This window comes from Microcoleus sp. C2D2 (genome assembly GCF_036702495.1).
Lineage (GTDB): Bacteria > Cyanobacteriota > Cyanobacteriia > Cyanobacteriales > Microcoleaceae > Microcoleus.
Genome location: NZ_JAUBTO010000011.1, coordinates 37295 through 55882, shown reverse-complemented (window position 1 = coordinate 55882; position 18588 = coordinate 37295). Strand labels below are relative to the sequence as shown.

Below are 18588 nucleotides of genomic sequence, written 5' to 3'. Positions count from 1 at the left end.
TCGCTTTGATTTTACAGCAATATTTAGCAATTCCCTGAATTCAATAATTAAACTTATGTCCAACGGTTACTACGGCCCATACCAAAGCCGACTATTAAATTTTATATCGAAACGGTCCCGCCAAGTCGCTGACAATTGCGATCGAACTTGGCGTCAAATTAAAGAAGCAACTCTCACGGTTACCCAAATTCTGCTTTATCCAGCTTATTTGCTGGTGCAAGGTTCCCGAATGCTGGGCCGACAGTTGCGGGAATCAAGTCAAAAAGTAGAGTTACCGGAACTGCAAGAATTTGGCGGTGACGAAAATCCCGATTTTCCACAAAATTGGTATCCGGGCGAAACTTCGGAGGAAAGTTCGATCGCGGAAATTTTGCACCTGGCGGAAAATTTACTAAACTCGTCGCAAACTGCGAAAACTTTAGCCAGCTTCCCGCTGTTAATCGATCGGGGAAATGCTGCTAACAATTTACATCCGGCAGTAAATTTTAGCCCAGAAACAGCAAAGCATCAAATAACTTCTGTCTTAGAACACCCGCTTGCTAAAACTCAATTAAACACCGCGTCCGCAATTGTGGGCCAACCGAAAGTTCAGGGAATCGCGAGTTTTGTCCCAGCCCGCACTTTAGTATTGGTAGGAAGAGAAAATCAGATATTAGATATTTTGACACCCGAACAGCAGGAAATGCTCGAAGGTCGCATAACTTGGGAAATTGCCAACTCCGGACCCCAACGGCGGGAAATTGCCCAAAAAGAATTAAAATTTAATCTCGGTTTGGAGTCGGCGGCTAAAAAAGCGCAGTTGCCGCCGGTGCGTCGTTTTTGGGAATTGATGGCATGGGTTCAGACGAGTCCGGTTGCTCTCAAAAGAAATCAGTTTGGAGAATCAATCCTCGCAGTAAAAAAAGCGATCGACCGCAATTCAATTCTAGCCCAAAAAGCCAGCGCGCCACTCACATCAAAACCCGCACAGCAGTCGATTGCGGCATCAAATTCGATCGACCGCAATACCCCAAAACTAGAAACAAATTTTAACAGTAAGTTCGACCGTCGAATCACCAATCCTCTCTCCTTTGTTACATTACTCGATCGCGCCGCCGTCAACCTCGAAGAATTTACCCTACCGCCACCGGCAAAAACAACCGCCGCACCAACAGAAACCCCTGAAGTAAAAATTAATACATCCGGCACAGAAGCCAATGTAGATTTCTCCGCCCGCGAAATCCTCGAAAAATACGCTCGAAACATCGAAGGAATTATTTGGTCGTCAGTAGACCACCTCCTCGGTAAAGAAACAGCAGCCAGCGATAATACGGAGAAAGCAGTCGCTATTCAGTATCATTTAAAACAGCGACAAGAACAAGAAAAGACGGAAAACAGCCCAGAGGTCGATCGACCGTGGCTGAACTGGCAAGACTTATTCGGGGAAGCAGCACCTGAGCATTTAATTGAGGGAAGTTCCGAACCCCAGGCAGCAGCTCAAAGCCACACAGCACAAGCTAGCCCAAAAGTCAAGCAGGGAATGGCAGAATTAGGAGAATTGGCAGAAGGTCGATCGAACCCAGTCTCAATATCCCCTTACCCCGAAGCAATTCACCGCCTGCTCGCCCAGCTAAAACAGAGCTTGAGCGCAAAAGTGCCCTCAAGTCAACCCCAACCAGCACCAAATTCAGCACTTACTCAAAAAAATAGCTCTGCAGTCACAGCCGAATCAACCCTTGGGCGCCTGCCGGAAACCAAAGTGCCAAAAAACACAAACCCGAACACCGCACAAAACAGCCAATCCCCAGCAGCAATCACCGCGCCAACCAGCAGATACACCGCCGCACAACCAAAAAACCCGAGCGCAGGCGTCCAACCCGAGGGCGACTACTTAGAAACAAAAGCAGAATCGATGGGATACATTAAGCACCCGCTAGAACAAGTGCTCGAATGGCTCGATCGAGTCATGCTGCGGCTCGAAAACATCGCGGAGCAACTCTGGAATTGGGCAAAAAGCAACTGGCCAAAAATCCTCAAAAACAAAGAGAAAATTGACTAATCTTTAGCTTATGATAAAAAAGTTGCCGCAACAGCAGCAAATCAGTCCAGTATTATGCCATCTTTGGAGACTCCCACAGTGCTAACCCTCAAAATCGTAGTTAATGTAGTTGTTTTATTTTTTGTTTCCCTGTTTATATTTGGATTTTTGTCCAATGACCCAGCTCGGAACCCCAACCGCAGAGACATGGAATAAACAAGTTATCTCGGCCACTTGCTGGGGGCACGCCACTGCAGCCCCCCAGCAAGCCCGCAAACCTGAAAAAATTAGTCGAACAAAACTTGACCTCGCACCATCGGCGAGGTTATCTTGTGGCGGAAGCAAGTTCAGAAAGCAGCCCGATTCCGGCGCGCCAAACCCACTGCAAATTTCAGATGTCAGATTACTTTCTAAACAGTTGCCTTTTACAGGCAAAATTATCAATAATTTGCACCCTATAAAATCTAAAATCTAAAATCTAAAATCTAAAATTCGGATGACTTAACCTGTTGTAACTATGCCCTATCCGGTACCGCCGCCAGAACCCCCTGCCATCATCTACATCGCCAAGCCAAAAAAAGTGGCCCTCACTGTGGCGGCCGGCGATGGAGACACCCGCAGCAACCCCGCAGAAATACCGGAATCAAGCCCAGATATCGTTCAGCCAGAACCCACACCGGCCCCAGCAGAACCCGCAGCCACACTCCTCGGCACCACCCCAGCCACGGATCGGCCTCCAGAAATGGCCGATCCCCTAGCCTCCGTGGAAAGCGGCGAGGCAGTGGTGGGAATTCAGCGTCGGGTTCCTGTCAGAGAACCCGAAACAGCAGCACTTCAGCAAGATTCCTCGTTTGCGACTTACCAATTGGGTTCGGTAGAAAATGCCATTGCCATTCGGAATCGGGAACGAACCGCAGAGGCCCAGAGAAAACAGGAGAGAAATCAGGCCGGAAAGCAGGAGAGTTGGTATCAGGCCCAAGGCCGGCAGTTAGAAGATAACTCTCCGGAACCTGCTGAAATTCCCGTTCCCGAACCCGCGCTAGAACCAGCACCCAGCGGGCAACAGGAGTTCGACATTCCCACACCAGGAACCGCCCCCGCACCCACAACCCCCCCTGCCCCGACACCGAAACCTCAACCAGCCGCGCCGCCGGGAGTCCGCACCCCCCCTGCTGGGCGGACGGTGCCTTTTCCGGTGAGTCCGGCCGATACTATCGAAATTAAGGCCGACAGCCAAGAATTCGATGACAAGCAGCAAATTGTCACGGCGGTTGGTAATGTCGTTGTGCGGTTCCGGCAAACTGTGATTGATGCCGATCGGGCGGTCGTCAACTTAGTCACGCGCCAAGTGGTAGCATCGGGCAATGTCGCCTATACCCGCGGCGAACAAGTAGTGCGCGGCCAGCGGATGGAGTTCAATCTCGGCCTCAACGCCGGCGCCGTCGAACAAGCAAGCGGCGAAATTTTCTTGCCTGCAGCAGGTAGCGAATTGACGCCCACACTGCCGACGGATATCAGTGCCGGGACGATTCTCGAACAGCCGCTGAGCGATCGAATTACCAGCCAGCAGCCCGTGCGCGGAGTCAAATCCCCCGGAGCTGCTACAGTGACTATTGGCGGCGGCGGACAGCTAGCAGCCCCCCAAGTAGTCGGCGCCGTCAACCGCGTCCGCTTTGAAGCAGAACGCCTCGAACTGCTGCCAAACGGCGTGAGGGTAGCAACTAACATTCGGATTACTAACGACCCGTTTTCCCCGCCGGAACTAGAATACAGGGCCCGGACGGCGACGATTACAAGGATTTCGCCCACGGCTGAGGAATTGGTCACAACTAAACCCCGCTTGGTGTTCGACAACCGCGTGAAAATACCCGTGTATCCCCGCAGGCAAGTGTTTGACAGCAGGCAGCAGAGCGGCCCGTGTTTGACTTTTGGTTACGACGGGGGCGAGCGCGGCGGTTTGTTCGCCGAGTGCGGTTTTGAGGTGTTGCAAAACGGGCCGGTGCGGCTGACTCTGATACCCCAAATTTACCTTCAGCGGATTGTGGCAGAGCACGGTGGCAATCCGTTGTTTCCCGACAGCTACGGGCTCAGAGCGAGGTTGAGGGCTAGTCTGGGCCCGCGCACCAGGCTCGACGGCTTGGCAAGATTTGTGACTTTTGAAGATTTCCCGAATTTGCCGGAAGACAGCTTTCGGGGCAATTTGCGCCTGCGCCAGGCGATCGGCACTCACTCTCTGGCAGCAGAATACAGTTACCGCGATCGGCTGTTTAACGGTTCTCTCGGCTTTCAAACCGTGCAGAGCAGCCTCGGGGCAGTCCTCACTTCCCCAGTCATTCAACTCGGAGGCACTGGCATCAATCTCAGCTACCAAGCTGGGTATCAATTTATCAATGCTGACACCGATCGACCAGACTTGCTCGAACCAGTGCGGGAAAACAACCGCATCGATCTGGGCCGTTCCCAAGTCAGCGTCGCTTTGAGCCGCGGCTTCAACCTGTGGGAGGGCGAACCGCTGCCCCGCACTCCCACCCAGGGTTTGAGGTATACGCGGACGCCGGTGGTTCCTTTCGTGCAACTGGCCTTGGGAGTCCGGGGAGTTGGCACTTCTTACAGCAGCGGCGACCGACAAAATTCGATCGCCCCCAGCGTCGGCATTCAAGGGCAGTTCGGTCATTTCTCCCGCCCTTTCCTCGATTACACTGGGTTTAACGTGACTTATACCCAGGTGGGACGGGACGGTATATCTCCGTTTTTATTCGATCGCTTAGTAGATTTGAGAGTCCTGTCTTTTGGACTTGTCCAGCAAGTTTACGGAGGCTTTCGAGTCGGATTTCAAAGTGCTATTAATTTAGAAAGCGGGGAAGCAATCAGTACGAATTATACTTTAGAATACAGCCGCCGCAGCTACGCAATTATTTTGCGTTTTAATCCAGAGCGTCAAGTCGGCAGCCTGACTTTTAGAATTAGCGACTTCAACTGGAACGGCACTCCCGAACCTTTTTCCGGGGACGTGCGAACTGTAGAAGGAGGCGTGCGTTTATCCGATTAATTCAATTGGAAATTGGTAATTGGTAATTGGGAATTTGGAACCAACAGAAAACAGTCAACAGTCAACAGTCAACAGTCAACAGTCAACAGTCAACAGTCAACAGACAACACATGACAGAAGTGACCGCAATATCTGCACAAGCAGCGGCTCTGCTGGTTCACTACGGTTTTGACCTAGGTGGCAAAAAAGCCGAGAAATTGGCGGGTGAATGGCTAACCAAGTATCCCGGCTATTGGCTGCGTTTAGCAGTGGTGGAAGCGCTTTATCAAGGGCGCTACAAGGCTGTTTCTGTGGGACAGCTATTGAGTATGTGGCACCGGATAGGTGAACCTCTCTATCATTTCAATCGCGAGTTTGAACGCTTGGTCTGCAACAATTTTCCTCAAAATTTAACCTTGAACAGTGGCGATCGAGTGCCGCAGGAGGATATACTTTTATCGAACCCGGAAGCGGAGGTCGGTGTAGCCGAGTTAGATTTGCTGGCGCCGTCAGAGGCGCAACTCGATCGGGCGCTTGATGCAGAAGCCCCGAACACAGAGGCCCAGGAAACAGAAAAATTGCCCGCAGCCGATGATGGCACAAAAGAAAATACAGAAGTTGTAGTTTATGAAGATTTGGCTGTTACCGCCCTGGCAGATCGAGCCGAAGCCGATCGCAAATTAGCGGACAAACCTGCAGCCATATCATTCCCAGTTGTCAAACACACTGATTTTCACACCAAGTTAAAAGCCATTGCCCGAGAAGGCAGAAGAAAGAAGGGAGAAAGCAGAAATAGGGTGTAAACTTTGGCAACTAGATAGTTATTTGTCACTTTTCATTTTTGGCACTTCCTCCCATCCGAATTTCCGAACAAAAAGATGCTTGTTCCGTACCGTTAGCTTGTTTAACAACGCTAGTCCGCAGCCGCAGGTTGGGCATGAGATACCACAGCCTTTCTTCCGCATGGAGGGTGTCTGATTCTGTAATCAATGTCAGCACCTCGTCGCCCATCACGTAGCGAGTTTTACCCTTGTCTTGCAACACTTTACCAACGCTTGGATTGTCGGGATTAGGTACGATCGCTAGTATTGTAGAACCGATTTGTTTAGCTTGGTTGCGATCGGGAATACCTTCCCAAGTAATCCGAACGCTGGTTAGCCCAGTTGAGGCCGGGTTAATCGAGTGTTCTTGGCAAAGTTTGACGACTGCTGCATCGCCCTCGGTCAGTATTTCTATGTTGAGGTCAGATTTACCTGCCTGCAATTCCCCAGAATTGAGATTGTGTACGGTGCGCTGGGAAAACCATTTGCCTGCACTTAACTCGAAAAACTCGATAACATCCATGAAATTTGTCTCTAAAGTCAATACTGCTTTATTTGCGATCGTGACTTGCGCGCTATGGAGTCAGAAACCCGGTTTCTTCCTACGTATCTAGCGGTCAAACCAATGATTTTGTCTAGAAACCCGGTTTAAGAGTGCAAGTCCTTTACTATATTTTAGAGGAAGGGGGCGCGCCTGCAAAGCTTTCTGAGAGCTTTGGGTGAAGCAGATTGCAGATGCAGTTGAGGTACGAAACCGCACGCCTTGGGACATCTGCCTCGCTGATGCGACGGAATTGACAGAAAATCACAGCATCCAGAATCGTGTTTTGTTAAAAAAAGTCTTCCACATCAAATAGGATTGCGATACCTGAAAATTTTTAGCTTGAGTGTGTTTATCTCACGACAATCTTTACCCTGCCTGCGGGCTATGTTAAGAAAAACAACGATATATGTCAGCTTTTGTCGCTCAATCTGTAAATTGGGCGTTGCTGAGTTGAATTATATTGGCGGCGATTTATTGTCATCGCACTCCTTGAAAATTCTCAAAGCAGACTCAGACTAAAAAAACGAGCAATTCATCGAACCATCACCAAACCAAGGGCAGGAGCCCGTAGCACATAGCATTCAAATATGCCATGCTAAGTCAAGAGAAAAGATTCTCAATCTGGTTTCCGGCAGGGTATAGCTAGCGATCGCATACATTTAAAAAAGACATCCGTAAATTTATGAACGAGTTTACACAAGGGCTGGATAAAATGCAGCCCCCAGAACAGACGCACAGCCTGGAAATCCTGCCCCAGCAGCTAGCAGCGACTTCAGACTCAGAGAAATTATACAGCTTACTAACAGATTACAATTTTATTGAAGCCAAGCTGTCAGCATCGGGAGTACAGGCGCTAATAGAAGATTACGATTTAGCAACAAGTCCCGATATTATTACCTCAGCTCAAAAAGCCGACCCACTCAAATTAATCCAAGAAGCAATTCGGCTGTCTGCCCACATTCTAGCCAAAGACAAAACCCAACTAGCCACCCAACTAATTGCCCGCTTAATGCGCTTTGAAAGTCCAGAAATTCAAGCACTGCTAGCACAAGCAAAACACCAAAAAAACCCCTGGCTGCTACCGCTAACGCCCAGCTTTACTCCTCCAGGCGGGAGATTGCTGCGCACCCTCACCGGACATACAGATTGGGTACAAGCTGTAGCCATCACCCCCGACGGCAAGCGGGCAATTTCAGCGTCCTCCGACCACACTCTCAAAGTTTGGCACTTAGAAAAAGGAGAAGAACTTTCAACCCTCAAAGGTCATCTTACCTACGTCAATGCTGTAGCTGTCACACCCGACGGCACCAAAGTAATTTCCGGTTCTTGGGACAATACTATTAAAATTTGGGATTTAGAAACAGGAACAGAAATATTGACATTTGCAGGCGAGACTTTTGCGGTAGAAGCAGTAGCAGTAACTCCCGACGGCAAGCGAGTAATTTCTGGTTCTTGGGACGGCAGCATAAAAGTTTGGGATTTGTCAACCGGGGAAATAAATTTTAACTTCAAAACTCATACCAGTTTTGTCCAGTCCGTAGCAGTAACTCCAGATAGCAAGCGGTTGATTTCCGGGTCGGGAGACAATAGCATTAAAGTCTGGAACCTAGAAACGGGAAAAGAACTTTTTACTCTCACCGGTCATGCAGACTGGGTAAAAAGTGTAGCAGTAACTCCCGACGGCGAACAAATAATTTCCGGCAGTTACGACGGAACAGTTAAAGTCTGGAGTTTGTCAGAAAGAAAGAAACTTTTCACTTTAGGAAAACACGGCAGTTTCGTTCAAGCTGTGGCAGTCAGTCCCGACGGCAAACGAGTAATTTCGGCTGCCGGCGACAAAACGCTGAAAGTTTGGAATCTGGAAACAAAAGAAGAACTTTTCACTTTTACCAATCACATCGCCCCAGTGAATGCTGTGGCTGTTACCCCCGACGGCCAGCGGATAGTTTCTGGTTCCTCTGACAAAACTCTCAAAATTTGGCGCTTAGAAATAGGCCAAGAAAATTTATCCTTTGCAGGTCACGATGACTGGGTAAATGCTGTAGCAGTGACGGCGGACGGTAGTAAAGCGATTTCCGGTTCTGGAGACAACAGCATTAAAGTCTGGAATCTCAAAAACGGACAGGAAATTTTTACTATTGCGGGACATCAAGAAGGGGTAAAAGCGATCGCAACAACAGCGGATAGCCAGCGATTAATTTCGGCGGCAGGCGACAAAACTGTGAAAGTTTGGAATCTAGAAACCGGAAAGGAAATCTTTACTTTCACGGGTCATACGGACTGGGTAAATTCTGTAGCAGTGACTGCGGACGGAACAATGGCTATTTCGGGTTCGGGAGACACACATATTAAAGTGTGGAGTTTAGAAACAGGAGAGGAACTTTTTACTTTTTCAGGCCATGAGGACGGGATAAGATCTGTGGCAGTTACTCCGGACAGCAAGCGGATTATTTCGGCTTCCAGCGACAAAACTCTGAAAGTTTGGAGTTTGGGGCAAGAAAAGAATATTTTGGCAAATTTCTGGAATTTAGCCGTCAAAAACCAGCTTTTCACTCTCAAAGGTCATGAGAGTTTTGTGAATGCTGTGGCAGTTACGGCGGATGGCAAATGGGCGATTTCGGGCGGGCGGGAAAAAAATCTGAAAGTTTGGAATTTGTCAAGTAGAAAAGAAGTTTTTACTTTGGCAGGTCATGACGATACGGTAACATCTATGGCAATTGTGGGAAATAGGGTGATTTCTGTTTCCGATGACAATACTCTCAAAGTTTGGGATTTGTTGAGTCGAAAAGTAGTTGCTAGTTTCCGGGGAGATAGTGCGTTGAAAGCTTGCGCTATTGCACCGGATGGGGTGACAATTGTGGCGGGGGAAGCTTCGGGCCAGGTGCATTTTTTGAGGTTGGAAGAGGGGCAATAGTTATTAGTCATTAGTCATTAGTCATTAGTCATTAGTCATTAGTCATTAGTTATTAGTCATTGGTGATTAGTTGAGTTATGCAGGGTGCGCGCCGCTTATCAAGAAACCGGGTTTTTTATATCGTTTCCGGTTGGATGGGCACGATCGAGTCAAAGTCAATAATTCCAGATTCCCGAACGGACGACTCCCGACTCCCGACTCCCCATCATAAGGAGTGCAACCGGAATTGATATTACCCGGTTGCGGGCTACAATGAATTAAACGCCTGCAAAAACCCGGTTTCTGAAGCCGGAGTGCGTCCAGGACTGATGTAGAGCGATCGGGCGATCGCTCTTTTCCCCCGTCTAGTTTACAATTGTTCCGGGTCAATTCCCATCGATCGCAGTCTTTCTGCCAGTACAGCAGCCCGCTGTTCGGCTTGTTCTGCACGCTGTTCGGCTTGTTGGGCCCGCAGTCGTTCTTGTTCTGCCCGCAGTCGTTCTTGTTCTGCCCGCTGTTGGGCTTGTTCCAAGCTGCGAGAAACCTCCTCATAACTTGCAAACAGTTCGCCGTCAGGGCGATAAATTTGCAACACTTCACCGGACAAATCAAAGCGAATTCCCAGTCGGGGGCTGACCCAATTTTCGATCGCATCAATTACGTCCAAACGCCCCTGTGAACGCATCCAACCGCTGAAATCGTTGCGTTCCGGGTCGTACAGGTAATATTCCTCTACGCCGTGGCGATCGTAAAATACCTGTTTTTTATTCATTTCTGTTAGCCTGTTACCGGGAGAAAGAATTTCAAACACCACTTGCGGCGCGATATTTTCTTCTTCCCACTGCTTGTAAGAACCCCTATCTCCTTTGGGTCTGCCGAAGACTACCATCACATCCGGGCCGACGCGAATCTTGTTATCTCCTTCGACGGGATACCACAGCAAATCGCCCGCGACAAATACATTCGGGTCATCGGCAAAAAGCCACGCTAAATTTTGTTGGACGATGAGTATCCAGCGAAATTGTTTAGTATTGTCTGACATGGGTAGACCGTCGCTGTCGGGGTAAATTACATCAGGTTTTTGAGGGGATTTGAGTTGAGTTACCATAACTGTTGTCCGGCGTGAAGGACTGTTGAATTTAATTTTAGCTGTTTCGGAAACGTAAAAAGTGGGATTCTCTGCGGGATAGCTACACCGCGCGTGCTTTTTCATCCAACCCAAAACACCCCAATTTCTAAGTTAATTCATCTGGGTTAATTCCCATTTCTCGCAACCGTTCCACCAAAATCTGCCCTCGGCGCCGTTCCTCTGCTAAAGCAGTTTCTGCAAGTTCTGCCCGCTGGCGTTCTTCTGCTAAACTGGTTTCTGCAAGTTCTGCCCGCTGGCGTTCTTGTGCTGTTTGCTGGCGTTCTTCCTCTAACAGTTGACAAATCTCAACGTAGGAGAAAAACCTCGTTCCATCAGGTCGATAAATTTGCAATTGAGAACCCGATAAATCGAAGCGAATTCCCAATCGAGGACTCGCCCAATTTTCCATTAATGCGATCGCATCCAACCCGTCTTCTGCCCGCAGCCACCCTCTGAGTTGGTTATTGCTAGGATTGTAAATGTAATATTCTTCAACTCCGTGGCGATCGTAAAATAGCAATTTCTTGTCCATTTCATCCTGCGTGTTGCCAGGAGATAGAATTTCAAACACAACTTGCGGTGCAATTCCTGACTCATTCCACTGCTGGTAAGAACCGCGTCTCCCTTTCGGCCTGCCGAAGGCAACCATCACGTCGGGCGCGTTAACAATATTCGGTCTTCCCTCAATTGGATACCAAAACAAATCACCCGCTACGAATACATTCTCGTCATTAGCATACATCCATTCTAAATTTTGTTCGATGACGAGAATCCAGCGAAATTGGTCAGTATTATTTGCCATTGGTAAGCCGTCGCTGTCGGGGTAAATAACTTCTTGCTGAGTAGGAGATGGGATTTGAGTTACCATAACAGTTGTCCGGGGTGAAAGACTGTTGAATTTAATTTTAGCAGTTTGGGAAGTAGTCAGAAGTGCGATTCCCTACGGGATAGCTACGCTTCACCACTTCTCAATACAAAAGCCTATTCCTCTTTCTCTTTTGTCTCTCTCTTCTCGAACTCTGCGCCCTCTGCGCCCTCTGCGGTTCATTAAAAAAAAATCTCATTCAGCAGCGAAAATAGGGCAGACACCGCCCGCCCTACAAAACTACTTCCTCAGCAACTTCACCCCGCGAATCGAATAATCCAAAAGCTCGATCGGGTGCATTAAAGTAACATTTTTTCCCTGCAACTCCAAATGCTTCTTAATTTGCAAAGAACAACCCGGATTAGAAGAAGCAATCAACTCCGCGCCAGTATTCAGCAAATTCTCCACCTTTTGCACCCCCAACTCATCAGCAACCTCCGGCTGAAGCATATTGTAAACCCCCGCACTCCCGCAGCACAAAGCCGCATCAATCGGTTCTTTTAACTTCACCCCAGGGATTTGTTGCAGCAACTGACGCGGCTGCAAACTAATCTTTTGCCCGTGCAACAAATGACAAGCATCCTGATAAACAATTGTCAAATCTCCGTCAATTAAAGGATTGAGTTTTGCCGTAATTCCCGCACTTGCCAAAAACTCTTGCACGTCCTTAACATTAGCAGCAAATTTCTCAGCTTTCTCCCGATATTGCGGGTCATCTGCTAAAATATGACCGTATTCTTTCAAAGTATGACCGCACCCAGCAGCGTTGATAATCACAAAATCAACACCAGTATTTTCAAAGCTATCAATCATTTGCCTCGCCAAAGCTTTCGCCTGTTCGGCTTGGCCTTGGTGTTCAGGCAAAGCAGCACAGCATCCCTGACTTTTAGGAACCACAACCTCGCAACCGTTAGCCGTCAAAACACGCACAGTAGCCTCATTAACTGGCGAAAATAACAGCCGCTGCACGCAGCCTAAAATCACACCGACTCGATAGCGTTTTTCACCTATTGCCGGAATTACCTCTGGTAAATTATCCCGGAAAGAATCAACAGTTACCTTCGGCAAAATTGATTCCATCGCCGCCAAGCGGGGAAATACTTTTTTCAGCAAACCCGTTTTGCGGACAAGTTTTGGCAGTCCTAATTTTTGATAAATAAACAGCGGTACAAGCAAAGGCCGCAATCTGTGAGGATAAGGGAAGAGATTAAAAATCAGAGTACGAATTACATTGTCAGAAAAAGTGCGTTCCTGATTTCTGGCCACTTGGTGGCGAGTTGCGGAAATTAATTTATCGTATTGAACTCCAGACGGACAAGTTGTAACGCAAGCCAAACAGCCCAAACAAGTATCAAAATGCTGCGAGGTTGCTGCGTTTAAAGGTGCGTCGCCTTCATTAATTGCATCCATTAAATAAATGCGGCCTCTGGGCGAATCCATTTCTTTGCCGAGTACGCGATAACTCGGACAAGTTGACAAGCAAAATCCGCAGTGTACGCAAGTATCGATTAATTTCGGATCCGGCGGATTGGTAGAGTCGAAACCCGGGATTTCCAGGGTTGGTAAGTGGGGATTTTGTGCTAGAAAATTGCTTTCTTTAGCAGGTTTTAAATCGTCGCTGGGAACTTGAGATTTTTCTGAAGTTTGCATATATGGAAGAAGGAAGAAGGAAGAAGGAAGAAGGAAGAAGGAAGAAGGAAGAAGGAAGAAGGAAGAAGGAAGAAGAAAAAAAAATTAGTTATCTAGGAGAGAAGTTAGAAGCAATCGACCGCTTAGGTTTCAGCAATTAACAACCTCCTAACCGTCAGGCAAAGTTGCTAGATAGCCAGCATAAATCGCCAAACAAACAAACACCTCTCTTCATTTCTCCTCCTTCGCGGTCTTCGCGCCTTCGCGGTTCGTTAAAAAACAAACCTGGTTCACAAATGAAATAGACCGGGATTAAATAAAAACCCAACTTCTGACAACAAACTTTAAACTAAATACCGCTTATAAAACGATGGGGACTCACAAGATTTTCCGGGTCAAACTGCTGTTTAATCCGGCGCATTAAATCGATCGCACTTCCATTATAGCCCCAAACATCTAACTGTTGCTTGATGTCAGCCGGGGCTGCTAAAACAGTCAGAAAACCGCCCTTAGCTTCGCACCCTCTGCGTACCTGCAACAACGTGTCCGCCGTAGCAGTTTCAAACCGCAAAACCCCCAAACCGCTGCCTGCATGAATCAAAGCGTCCTGTACCGGCAATTCGTTAATTGCCGTTACAGCTTCCGACGGTCTGATTCCTATTTTGCAAATAATTGCCGACTTTGTGCCAGAATCCCACATTGTTTCTGGCAATCTTTGCCATAACTGATCCTCCTCATTCTCGCAGCAGCTAGTGCCTTGCAAACCCAGCTTTTCGCCAACTTCCAGTAAGCGGGCTGATTGTTGTTTAACACTTGGGGCGATACTTTGAAATCTGACGATTAATCCCGTACCCTTTCCTAAGCCTAATTTTGCGACTAACTGCGGCGACAGCAAATCGATCGCACTTGGTGTCAAAGCAGAGGATAATAAGATTTGAGCCGTTTGGGACAAAGCATTAACTTCCCCTGTCAGCACTACGGTTCCCGACGATTCAGGCAGGGGATAAACTCGGAAAGTTACTTGACTTATGACCCCCAATGTGCCGTAAGCACCAGTAAACAGTTTCATCAAGTCGTAACCGGCGACATTTTTAACAACTCGACCTCCGGCTACGGCAATTTTACCGTCCGATCGCACAAAGGTCATTCCCAACAGCAAATCGCGAACCCCGCGATAGCGATGCCGCAAGGAACCCGCATCAGCAGTAGCGACAATGCCGCCCAAAGTTGCCTGTTGCGGATACGCCGGATCGATCGGCAAAAATTGACCTGCTGCGGCTAAAAGAAGCTGCAAATCGGCAAACTTCATTCCCGCTTCCGCAGTCACGGTTAAATCGCCCACAGCGTGTTCTACAAGCCGGTTCAGGCGCGCGGTACTCACGGCCGCGATCCCCCCTGCCCCAGGGGGGTTGGCGGGGTCTAATTTAACCAAACCCCCCCAATCGAGTTTGCTGCCGCTTCCCGTCGGCAAGACCGCCCACCGATTGTTCCGAGCCCAAGCAATCACCGCCGCCAGTTCTTCCTGAGTATTGGGGTAAACGGTACAATCTATTTTCGTGCCCGGGGCAACTGCTTTTTCTACTCGTTCTTGCCAACATACCTCTGTGTACTGTCGCAGACAGACCCCAGCAGTGCCGACAATACTTTCTAATTCTTGTGTGCTAACGTAATTTTCGGTAGAAAAAGATTTCATGAAGGTTATCAGACGCCCGGTAAAAAAAATCATCAAAACACTGCCTAAAACCATTAAATATTAATACGGGCCCGATATTCAAAACATGAACAAACAAATGTCTCAAAACCGACTTTCTCTGGGAATTACCGGTCTCAACGAAGTGATTGGCGGCGGCCTAATTTCTCAACGCTCTTATCTGGTGCGCGGCGGTCCGGGTACTGGCAAGACTACACTGGGCTTTCACTTTTTGGCAGCAGGTGTGGCTCTGGGAGAAACTCCCCTGTTTATTACTTTAGGAGAACCGGAAGCGCAATTGCGCGCCAATGCCGAAACTCTCGGTTTTGATATTGAAGCGATGGCGTTCCTCGATTTGAGCCCATCCTCAGAATTTTTTACAGAAGTTCAGACTTATGATATTTTCTCGCCCTCGGAGGTGGAGCGAGAACCGACTACACAAAAGATTATCGAACGAGTCCAAGCTGTCAAGCCACAACGGGTGTTTTTGGACGCCATCACTCAATTTCGCTACTTAGCTGCGGATGAGTTTCAGTTTCGCAAGCAAGTTTTGTCTTTTCTGCGGTTTTTGGTGGAAGGGGGGGCGACGGTGGTGTTCACCTCAGAAGGCACTTCAAGTGCTCCCGATGACGATTTGCAATTCATCAGCGACGGAGTAATTTACTTGGAACTGCGCCCTGAAGGACGCGCCCTGACTGTCACCAAGCTGCGAGGGTCCAACTTCCGCAGCGGCCGCCATTCGCTGCGCCTGACTCAGGCTGGTATGGAGGTATTTCCGCGACTGCTTCCGGACAACTTTCAACAGGATTTTGTTGCGGAAGCGATTTCTTCTGGGGTTCCAGAAATTGACGAACTGCTGCACGGGGGAGTGGAACGGGGGACTGTGACGGTGATTAGCGGGCCTAGCGGCGTCGGTAAAACGACGGTGGGGATTCAGTTTATGAAGGAAGCCGCAGGAAGGGGGGAGCGATCGGTAGTTTACATTTTTGAGGAGTCAACTTCTACTCTGCTGCAGCGCTGCGAATCAGTTAACATCCCGGTTGGGGCGATGATTGGGCAAGGAAGTCTTTCCGTGATACCCGTGGAACCTTTGCTGTACTCGCCGGATCAGTTTGCCTGTATGGTACGCCAGGAGGTGGAGGAGGAAAAGACCCGGATTGTGATGCTTGACAGTATTTCTGGCTATCAGCTTTCGATGCAGGGGCAAGATTTGGTGAACAATTTGCACGCTTTGTGCAAGTATCTGAAGAATATGGGAGTCACCGTTATCTTGATTAATGAGGTAGAAGCCATTAGCGGAGATTTTCGGCTGACCGAGATCGGGATTAGCTATTTGGCGGATAATCTTCTGTTTATACGTTATCTGGAACGCCAACTGCAGAATAGGACAGAAATCCGCAAGGCGATCGGAGTAATGAAAAAACGAGTCAGCAATTTCGAGAGAACTCTGCGAGAACTCGAGATTACTCGCTACGGCATCAAAGTCAGCAAACCGATACGGGGGCTGCGCGGCATTTTGAGTTCGGCGCCGGTGTGGATTGAGGGGGAACCCGATGAAGATTGAATCCGGGTGTGTCCTGCTGTTTTTCGGCAATTGCAGCTAATTTTGCAGTCGTGAATCTACTAATCAGTAGGGTGCGCGGTGCGCGCACCTCACCGCTAGCAGTAGTGCGCGCACCGAGCACCTCACCACTAAGCTGTGTTGCATCTAGATTGCCTATGGTATTAGAGAGGGAGAGGGGGTGAAGGGGAGAGGGGGAGAGGATTTGACGATTTTTGATCGGGACTCGAAATATACAATTTAAATGCACAACAGCTTAGCCTAAGTCCTGGACAACTTAAATATATTGGTAAAATTGTGTATTTTTAGACTTTTATAGCAGTTTTCAATTCTATGAAATACAGTAGAGGCACGGGGCACGGGGCCGTGTCCTGTGCCCGAGCATCTGTACTTCACTCAACTGAAAACCGATGTAATAGCTCGCCCAAACGTAAGCTAATACCAAATAAAAAAAAGAATCCCACTTTAGGCAAGCTCCCAACCCATATATAATCAGTCACTCCCCATTCTAAAATCTAAAATCTAAAATCTAAAATCGTATAACCCGTATTCAGAGGAAGCTAATAAATGACTGGAAACTCAATAATTTTAGCCGTAGACCGCAATCAGCGAAACTTGGAACTATTAGCACAATTTCTTAACAAAGAAGGATACCAGATGATCGCGGCTTATAGCTTTGAAGATGTTGCACAAGCTATCAGTCAGCCTGCTAAGATAGGTATGGCTTTAGTAGATATTTCTGGCTTCGACCGCCGGATTTGGGAGTGCTGCGAAAAACTGCGAAATCACCAAATCCCTTTTCTGATACTCTCGCCCAAACAAAGCGCTGCCATTCAGCACGAAAGCCTCTGCCACGGTGCTCGGAATATGTTAGTAAAACCTTTGATCGTTAGAGATTTGCTGGGGATTGTTCACAGCTTGCTAGGAGAACTTGCGTGAGTCAGATTTTATTGCTTGTCGAACAGAAAGAAAATCGCCGCCTGTTATTAGAATGGCTAGCAGTTTACTATGAGGTATTGCTGCCAAAATCAACAGAAAATAGTGAGGATTTTTTACCATTTAATCAATCTTTTGACCTGGCGATAATTGACGGTCTTGCCCTGAAACGCCACTGGCAATGGGTGGCCGCCCAAAAACAGGCAGAACACCCGGTATGCCTGCCTTTTCTTTTGATTACATCCCGCTCGGATGTAGGGATGGCAACGCAATTTATTTGGCAAAGTATTGACGATTTGATTATCGCTCCGATCGAGAAGATAGAATTGCAAGCGCGGGTGGAGATTTTGCTGCGATCGCGCCAGTTGTCTTTAACTCTCAAATTGTCTCACGACCAACTCGATCGCACTTTGCAAACAGCCCAAGAACTCAACGAGATGAAAACATCTTTGCTGTACATGATTGCCCATGACGTTCGCAATCCTTTGAATTTCATCATCGGCACTACACAACTTCTTACCAAGTACAAGTTGACATTAACAGAGGAGAAAACACAAGAACTGCTAGACAAAACTCAAGCAGCCGCCAAAGGCATCGATCAGTTATTAGACGATGTTCTGCTGCTGGGCCGTGTTGAGTCAGGACAAGCCGGGTTTTGCTTGGTACCGCTAGACTTAGCAAAGTTTTGTAATGAGTTGGTAGGGGAATTTCAGAGCAGCCTCAAGTTGAAACCTCCAAGCGATCCGGTGACGCTGATTTTTGTGAATCACAGTCAATCGGCGATCGTGTCTTTGGAGGTAAGCTTGCTGCGGCGCATTCTGGGCAATTTGCTGTCAAATGCTATTAAGTATTCTCCCCCAAATACCGAAGTAATCTTTGAATTAAAAGTTACTGAAACCGAGGCTATCTTTTCTGTACAGGATGCAGGAATTGGCATACCTGTAGCAGACCAAGGACGGCTGTTTGATTCATTTTACCGGGCTAAAAATGTCGGTCGAATTCCCGGTACTGGGCTGGGGCTGAGCATTGTTAAAAAATGCGTTGACTTGCACGGTGGCGAAATTACTTTGATCAGTGAAGAAGGCGTCGGCAGTACATTTACTGTAACGCTGCCGATCGCCAAACCTGAAAAAAATCAAATCTCGCCTGCCACGCCTTAAACTAGATGCAGGCATTATCTTGGGATATTCATTGATGAATTTGACGCCCGGGTGAGGCTATACGCGGTAGTGTGACCGTGAGATGTATCCTCAAAAAACTGAATAAAACTCTCGCTATTTTACAACGCAAGAATTTGAAGAGCCATTAACAGCCGCTCGTCAACTGATGAAATTGAGCATCGTCGTTCCAAGAGCGACCGGGGAGAATTGGCGATCGTTCCTCAAAGCTCGATCGGCATCGTAAAAAATGTTGAACGCACCAAAAAATAATTACATACCATACAAAACTTATCCCGAGTTGCCAGACTTTATATT

At 48.0% G+C, this 18588-nt stretch carries 15 protein-coding genes; 10 read left to right on the top strand and 5 right to left on the bottom strand.

The window, feature by feature from the left end:
* Positions 1-55 precede the first annotated feature (55 nt).
* The 4 genes from QUB61_RS06305 to QUB61_RS06290 all read left to right on the top strand — a co-directional run bounded on the left by QUB61_RS06305 (position 56) and on the right by QUB61_RS06290 (position 5848).
* Positions 56-2038, top strand: a complete 1983-nt coding sequence (locus QUB61_RS06305) for a hypothetical protein (RefSeq protein ID WP_333125275.1) — start codon at positions 56-58, stop codon at positions 2036-2038.
* A 78-nt stretch (positions 2039-2116) separates the two neighbouring features.
* Positions 2117-2233, top strand: coding sequence for a photosystem II reaction center protein I (locus QUB61_RS06300; RefSeq protein ID WP_039887172.1), 117 nt, complete (start codon positions 2117-2119; stop codon positions 2231-2233).
* 301 nt (positions 2234-2534) lie between these two features.
* Positions 2535-5066: a DUF3769 domain-containing protein gene (locus tag QUB61_RS06295; RefSeq protein ID WP_333125278.1), complete on the top strand. Its 2532-nt coding sequence runs from the start codon at positions 2535-2537 to the stop codon at positions 5064-5066.
* Between the two features lie 26 nt (positions 5067-5092).
* Positions 5093-5848, top strand: coding sequence for a hypothetical protein (locus tag QUB61_RS06290; RefSeq protein WP_333125280.1), 756 nt, complete (start codon positions 5093-5095; stop codon positions 5846-5848).
* A gap of 25 nt (positions 5849-5873) precedes the next feature.
* On the opposite strand, the gene QUB61_RS06285 is transcribed toward QUB61_RS06290, so the two are convergent.
* Positions 5874-6389 (bottom strand): phycobiliprotein lyase, encoded by a 516-nt coding sequence (locus tag QUB61_RS06285; protein ID WP_333125283.1) that lies wholly within the window; start codon positions 6387-6389, stop codon positions 5874-5876.
* Positions 6390-6585: 196 nt separating this feature from the next.
* On the opposite strand from QUB61_RS06285, the gene QUB61_RS06280 reads away from it, so the two are divergent.
* Together QUB61_RS06280 and QUB61_RS06275 are read left to right on the top strand one after the other, a co-directional pair.
* Positions 6586-6723, top strand: coding sequence for a hypothetical protein (locus tag QUB61_RS06280; RefSeq protein WP_333125286.1), 138 nt, complete (start codon positions 6586-6588; stop codon positions 6721-6723).
* Between the two features lie 357 nt (positions 6724-7080).
* Complete coding sequence (locus QUB61_RS06275; protein ID WP_333125383.1) at positions 7081-9324, top strand: hypothetical protein; 2244 nt, start codon at positions 7081-7083, stop codon at positions 9322-9324.
* Positions 9325-9673: 349 nt separating this feature from the next.
* On the opposite strand, the gene QUB61_RS06270 is transcribed toward QUB61_RS06275, so the two are convergent.
* From QUB61_RS06270 to QUB61_RS06260, 3 genes are all read right to left on the bottom strand, one after another.
* Positions 9674-10411 carry a Uma2 family endonuclease gene (locus tag QUB61_RS06270; RefSeq protein WP_333125385.1) on the bottom strand — a complete coding sequence of 246 codons (738 nt, stop codon included), beginning with the start codon at positions 10409-10411 and terminating at the stop codon, positions 9674-9676.
* Between the two features lie 127 nt (positions 10412-10538).
* Entirely contained in the window at positions 10539-11300 is a 762-nt protein-coding gene (locus QUB61_RS06265; RefSeq protein WP_333125289.1) for a Uma2 family endonuclease, read from the bottom strand.
* A gap of 237 nt (positions 11301-11537) precedes the next feature.
* Entirely contained in the window at positions 11538-12947 is a 1410-nt protein-coding gene (locus QUB61_RS06260; protein WP_333125292.1) for a heterodisulfide reductase-related iron-sulfur binding cluster, read from the bottom strand.
* A 2-nt stretch (positions 12948-12949) separates the two neighbouring features.
* On the opposite strand from QUB61_RS06260, the gene QUB61_RS06255 reads away from it, so the two are divergent.
* Positions 12950-13087, top strand: coding sequence for a hypothetical protein (locus QUB61_RS06255; RefSeq protein ID WP_333125295.1), 138 nt, complete (start codon positions 12950-12952; stop codon positions 13085-13087).
* Between the two features lie 188 nt (positions 13088-13275).
* Here QUB61_RS06255 and QUB61_RS06250 read toward each other — a convergent pair whose 3' ends face one another.
* Positions 13276-14619, bottom strand: coding sequence for an FAD-binding oxidoreductase (locus QUB61_RS06250; RefSeq protein ID WP_333125298.1), 1344 nt, complete (start codon positions 14617-14619; stop codon positions 13276-13278).
* Between the two features lie 85 nt (positions 14620-14704).
* Here QUB61_RS06250 and QUB61_RS06245 point away from each other — a divergent pair, with 85 nt between their 5' ends.
* From QUB61_RS06245 to QUB61_RS06235, 3 genes are all read left to right on the top strand, one after another.
* A complete protein-coding gene (locus QUB61_RS06245; RefSeq protein WP_333125301.1) occupies positions 14705-16180 on the top strand; it encodes an ATPase domain-containing protein in 1476 nt (491 codons plus the stop codon).
* A 564-nt stretch (positions 16181-16744) separates the two neighbouring features.
* On the top strand, positions 16745-17116 hold the full coding sequence (locus tag QUB61_RS06240; RefSeq protein WP_333125304.1) for a response regulator: 372 nt from the start codon (positions 16745-16747) through the stop codon (positions 17114-17116).
* Positions 17113-18273, top strand: coding sequence for an ATP-binding protein (locus QUB61_RS06235; protein WP_333125307.1), 1161 nt, complete (start codon positions 17113-17115; stop codon positions 18271-18273). The genes QUB61_RS06240 and QUB61_RS06235 overlap by 4 nt, the downstream gene beginning before the upstream one ends.
* Positions 18274-18588 lie beyond the last annotated feature (315 nt).

Bases quoted from the DNA above. Each gene is read 5' to 3' on its own strand.
- QUB61_RS06265 (WP_333125289.1), bottom strand. From the start codon at position 11,300: ATGGTAACTCAAATCCCATCTCCTACTCAGCAAGAAGTTATTTACCCC.
- QUB61_RS06295 (WP_333125278.1), top strand. From the start codon at position 2,535: ATGCCCTATCCGGTACCGCCGCCAGAACCCCCTGCCATCATCTACATC.
- QUB61_RS06245 (WP_333125301.1), top strand. From the start codon at position 14,705: ATGAACAAACAAATGTCTCAAAACCGACTTTCTCTGGGAATTACCGGT.
- QUB61_RS06270 (WP_333125385.1), bottom strand. From the start codon at position 10,411: ATGGTAACTCAACTCAAATCCCCTCAAAAACCTGATGTAATTTACCCC.
- QUB61_RS06250 (WP_333125298.1), bottom strand. From the start codon at position 14,619: ATGAAATCTTTTTCTACCGAAAATTACGTTAGCACACAAGAATTAGAA.
- QUB61_RS06240 (WP_333125304.1), top strand. From the start codon at position 16,745: ATGACTGGAAACTCAATAATTTTAGCCGTAGACCGCAATCAGCGAAAC.
- QUB61_RS06285 (WP_333125283.1), bottom strand. From the start codon at position 6,389: ATGGATGTTATCGAGTTTTTCGAGTTAAGTGCAGGCAAATGGTTTTCC.
- QUB61_RS06305 (WP_333125275.1), top strand. From the start codon at position 56: ATGTCCAACGGTTACTACGGCCCATACCAAAGCCGACTATTAAATTTT.
- QUB61_RS06255 (WP_333125295.1), top strand. From the start codon at position 12,950: ATGGAAGAAGGAAGAAGGAAGAAGGAAGAAGGAAGAAGGAAGAAGGAA.
- QUB61_RS06260 (WP_333125292.1), bottom strand. From the start codon at position 12,947: ATGCAAACTTCAGAAAAATCTCAAGTTCCCAGCGACGATTTAAAACCT.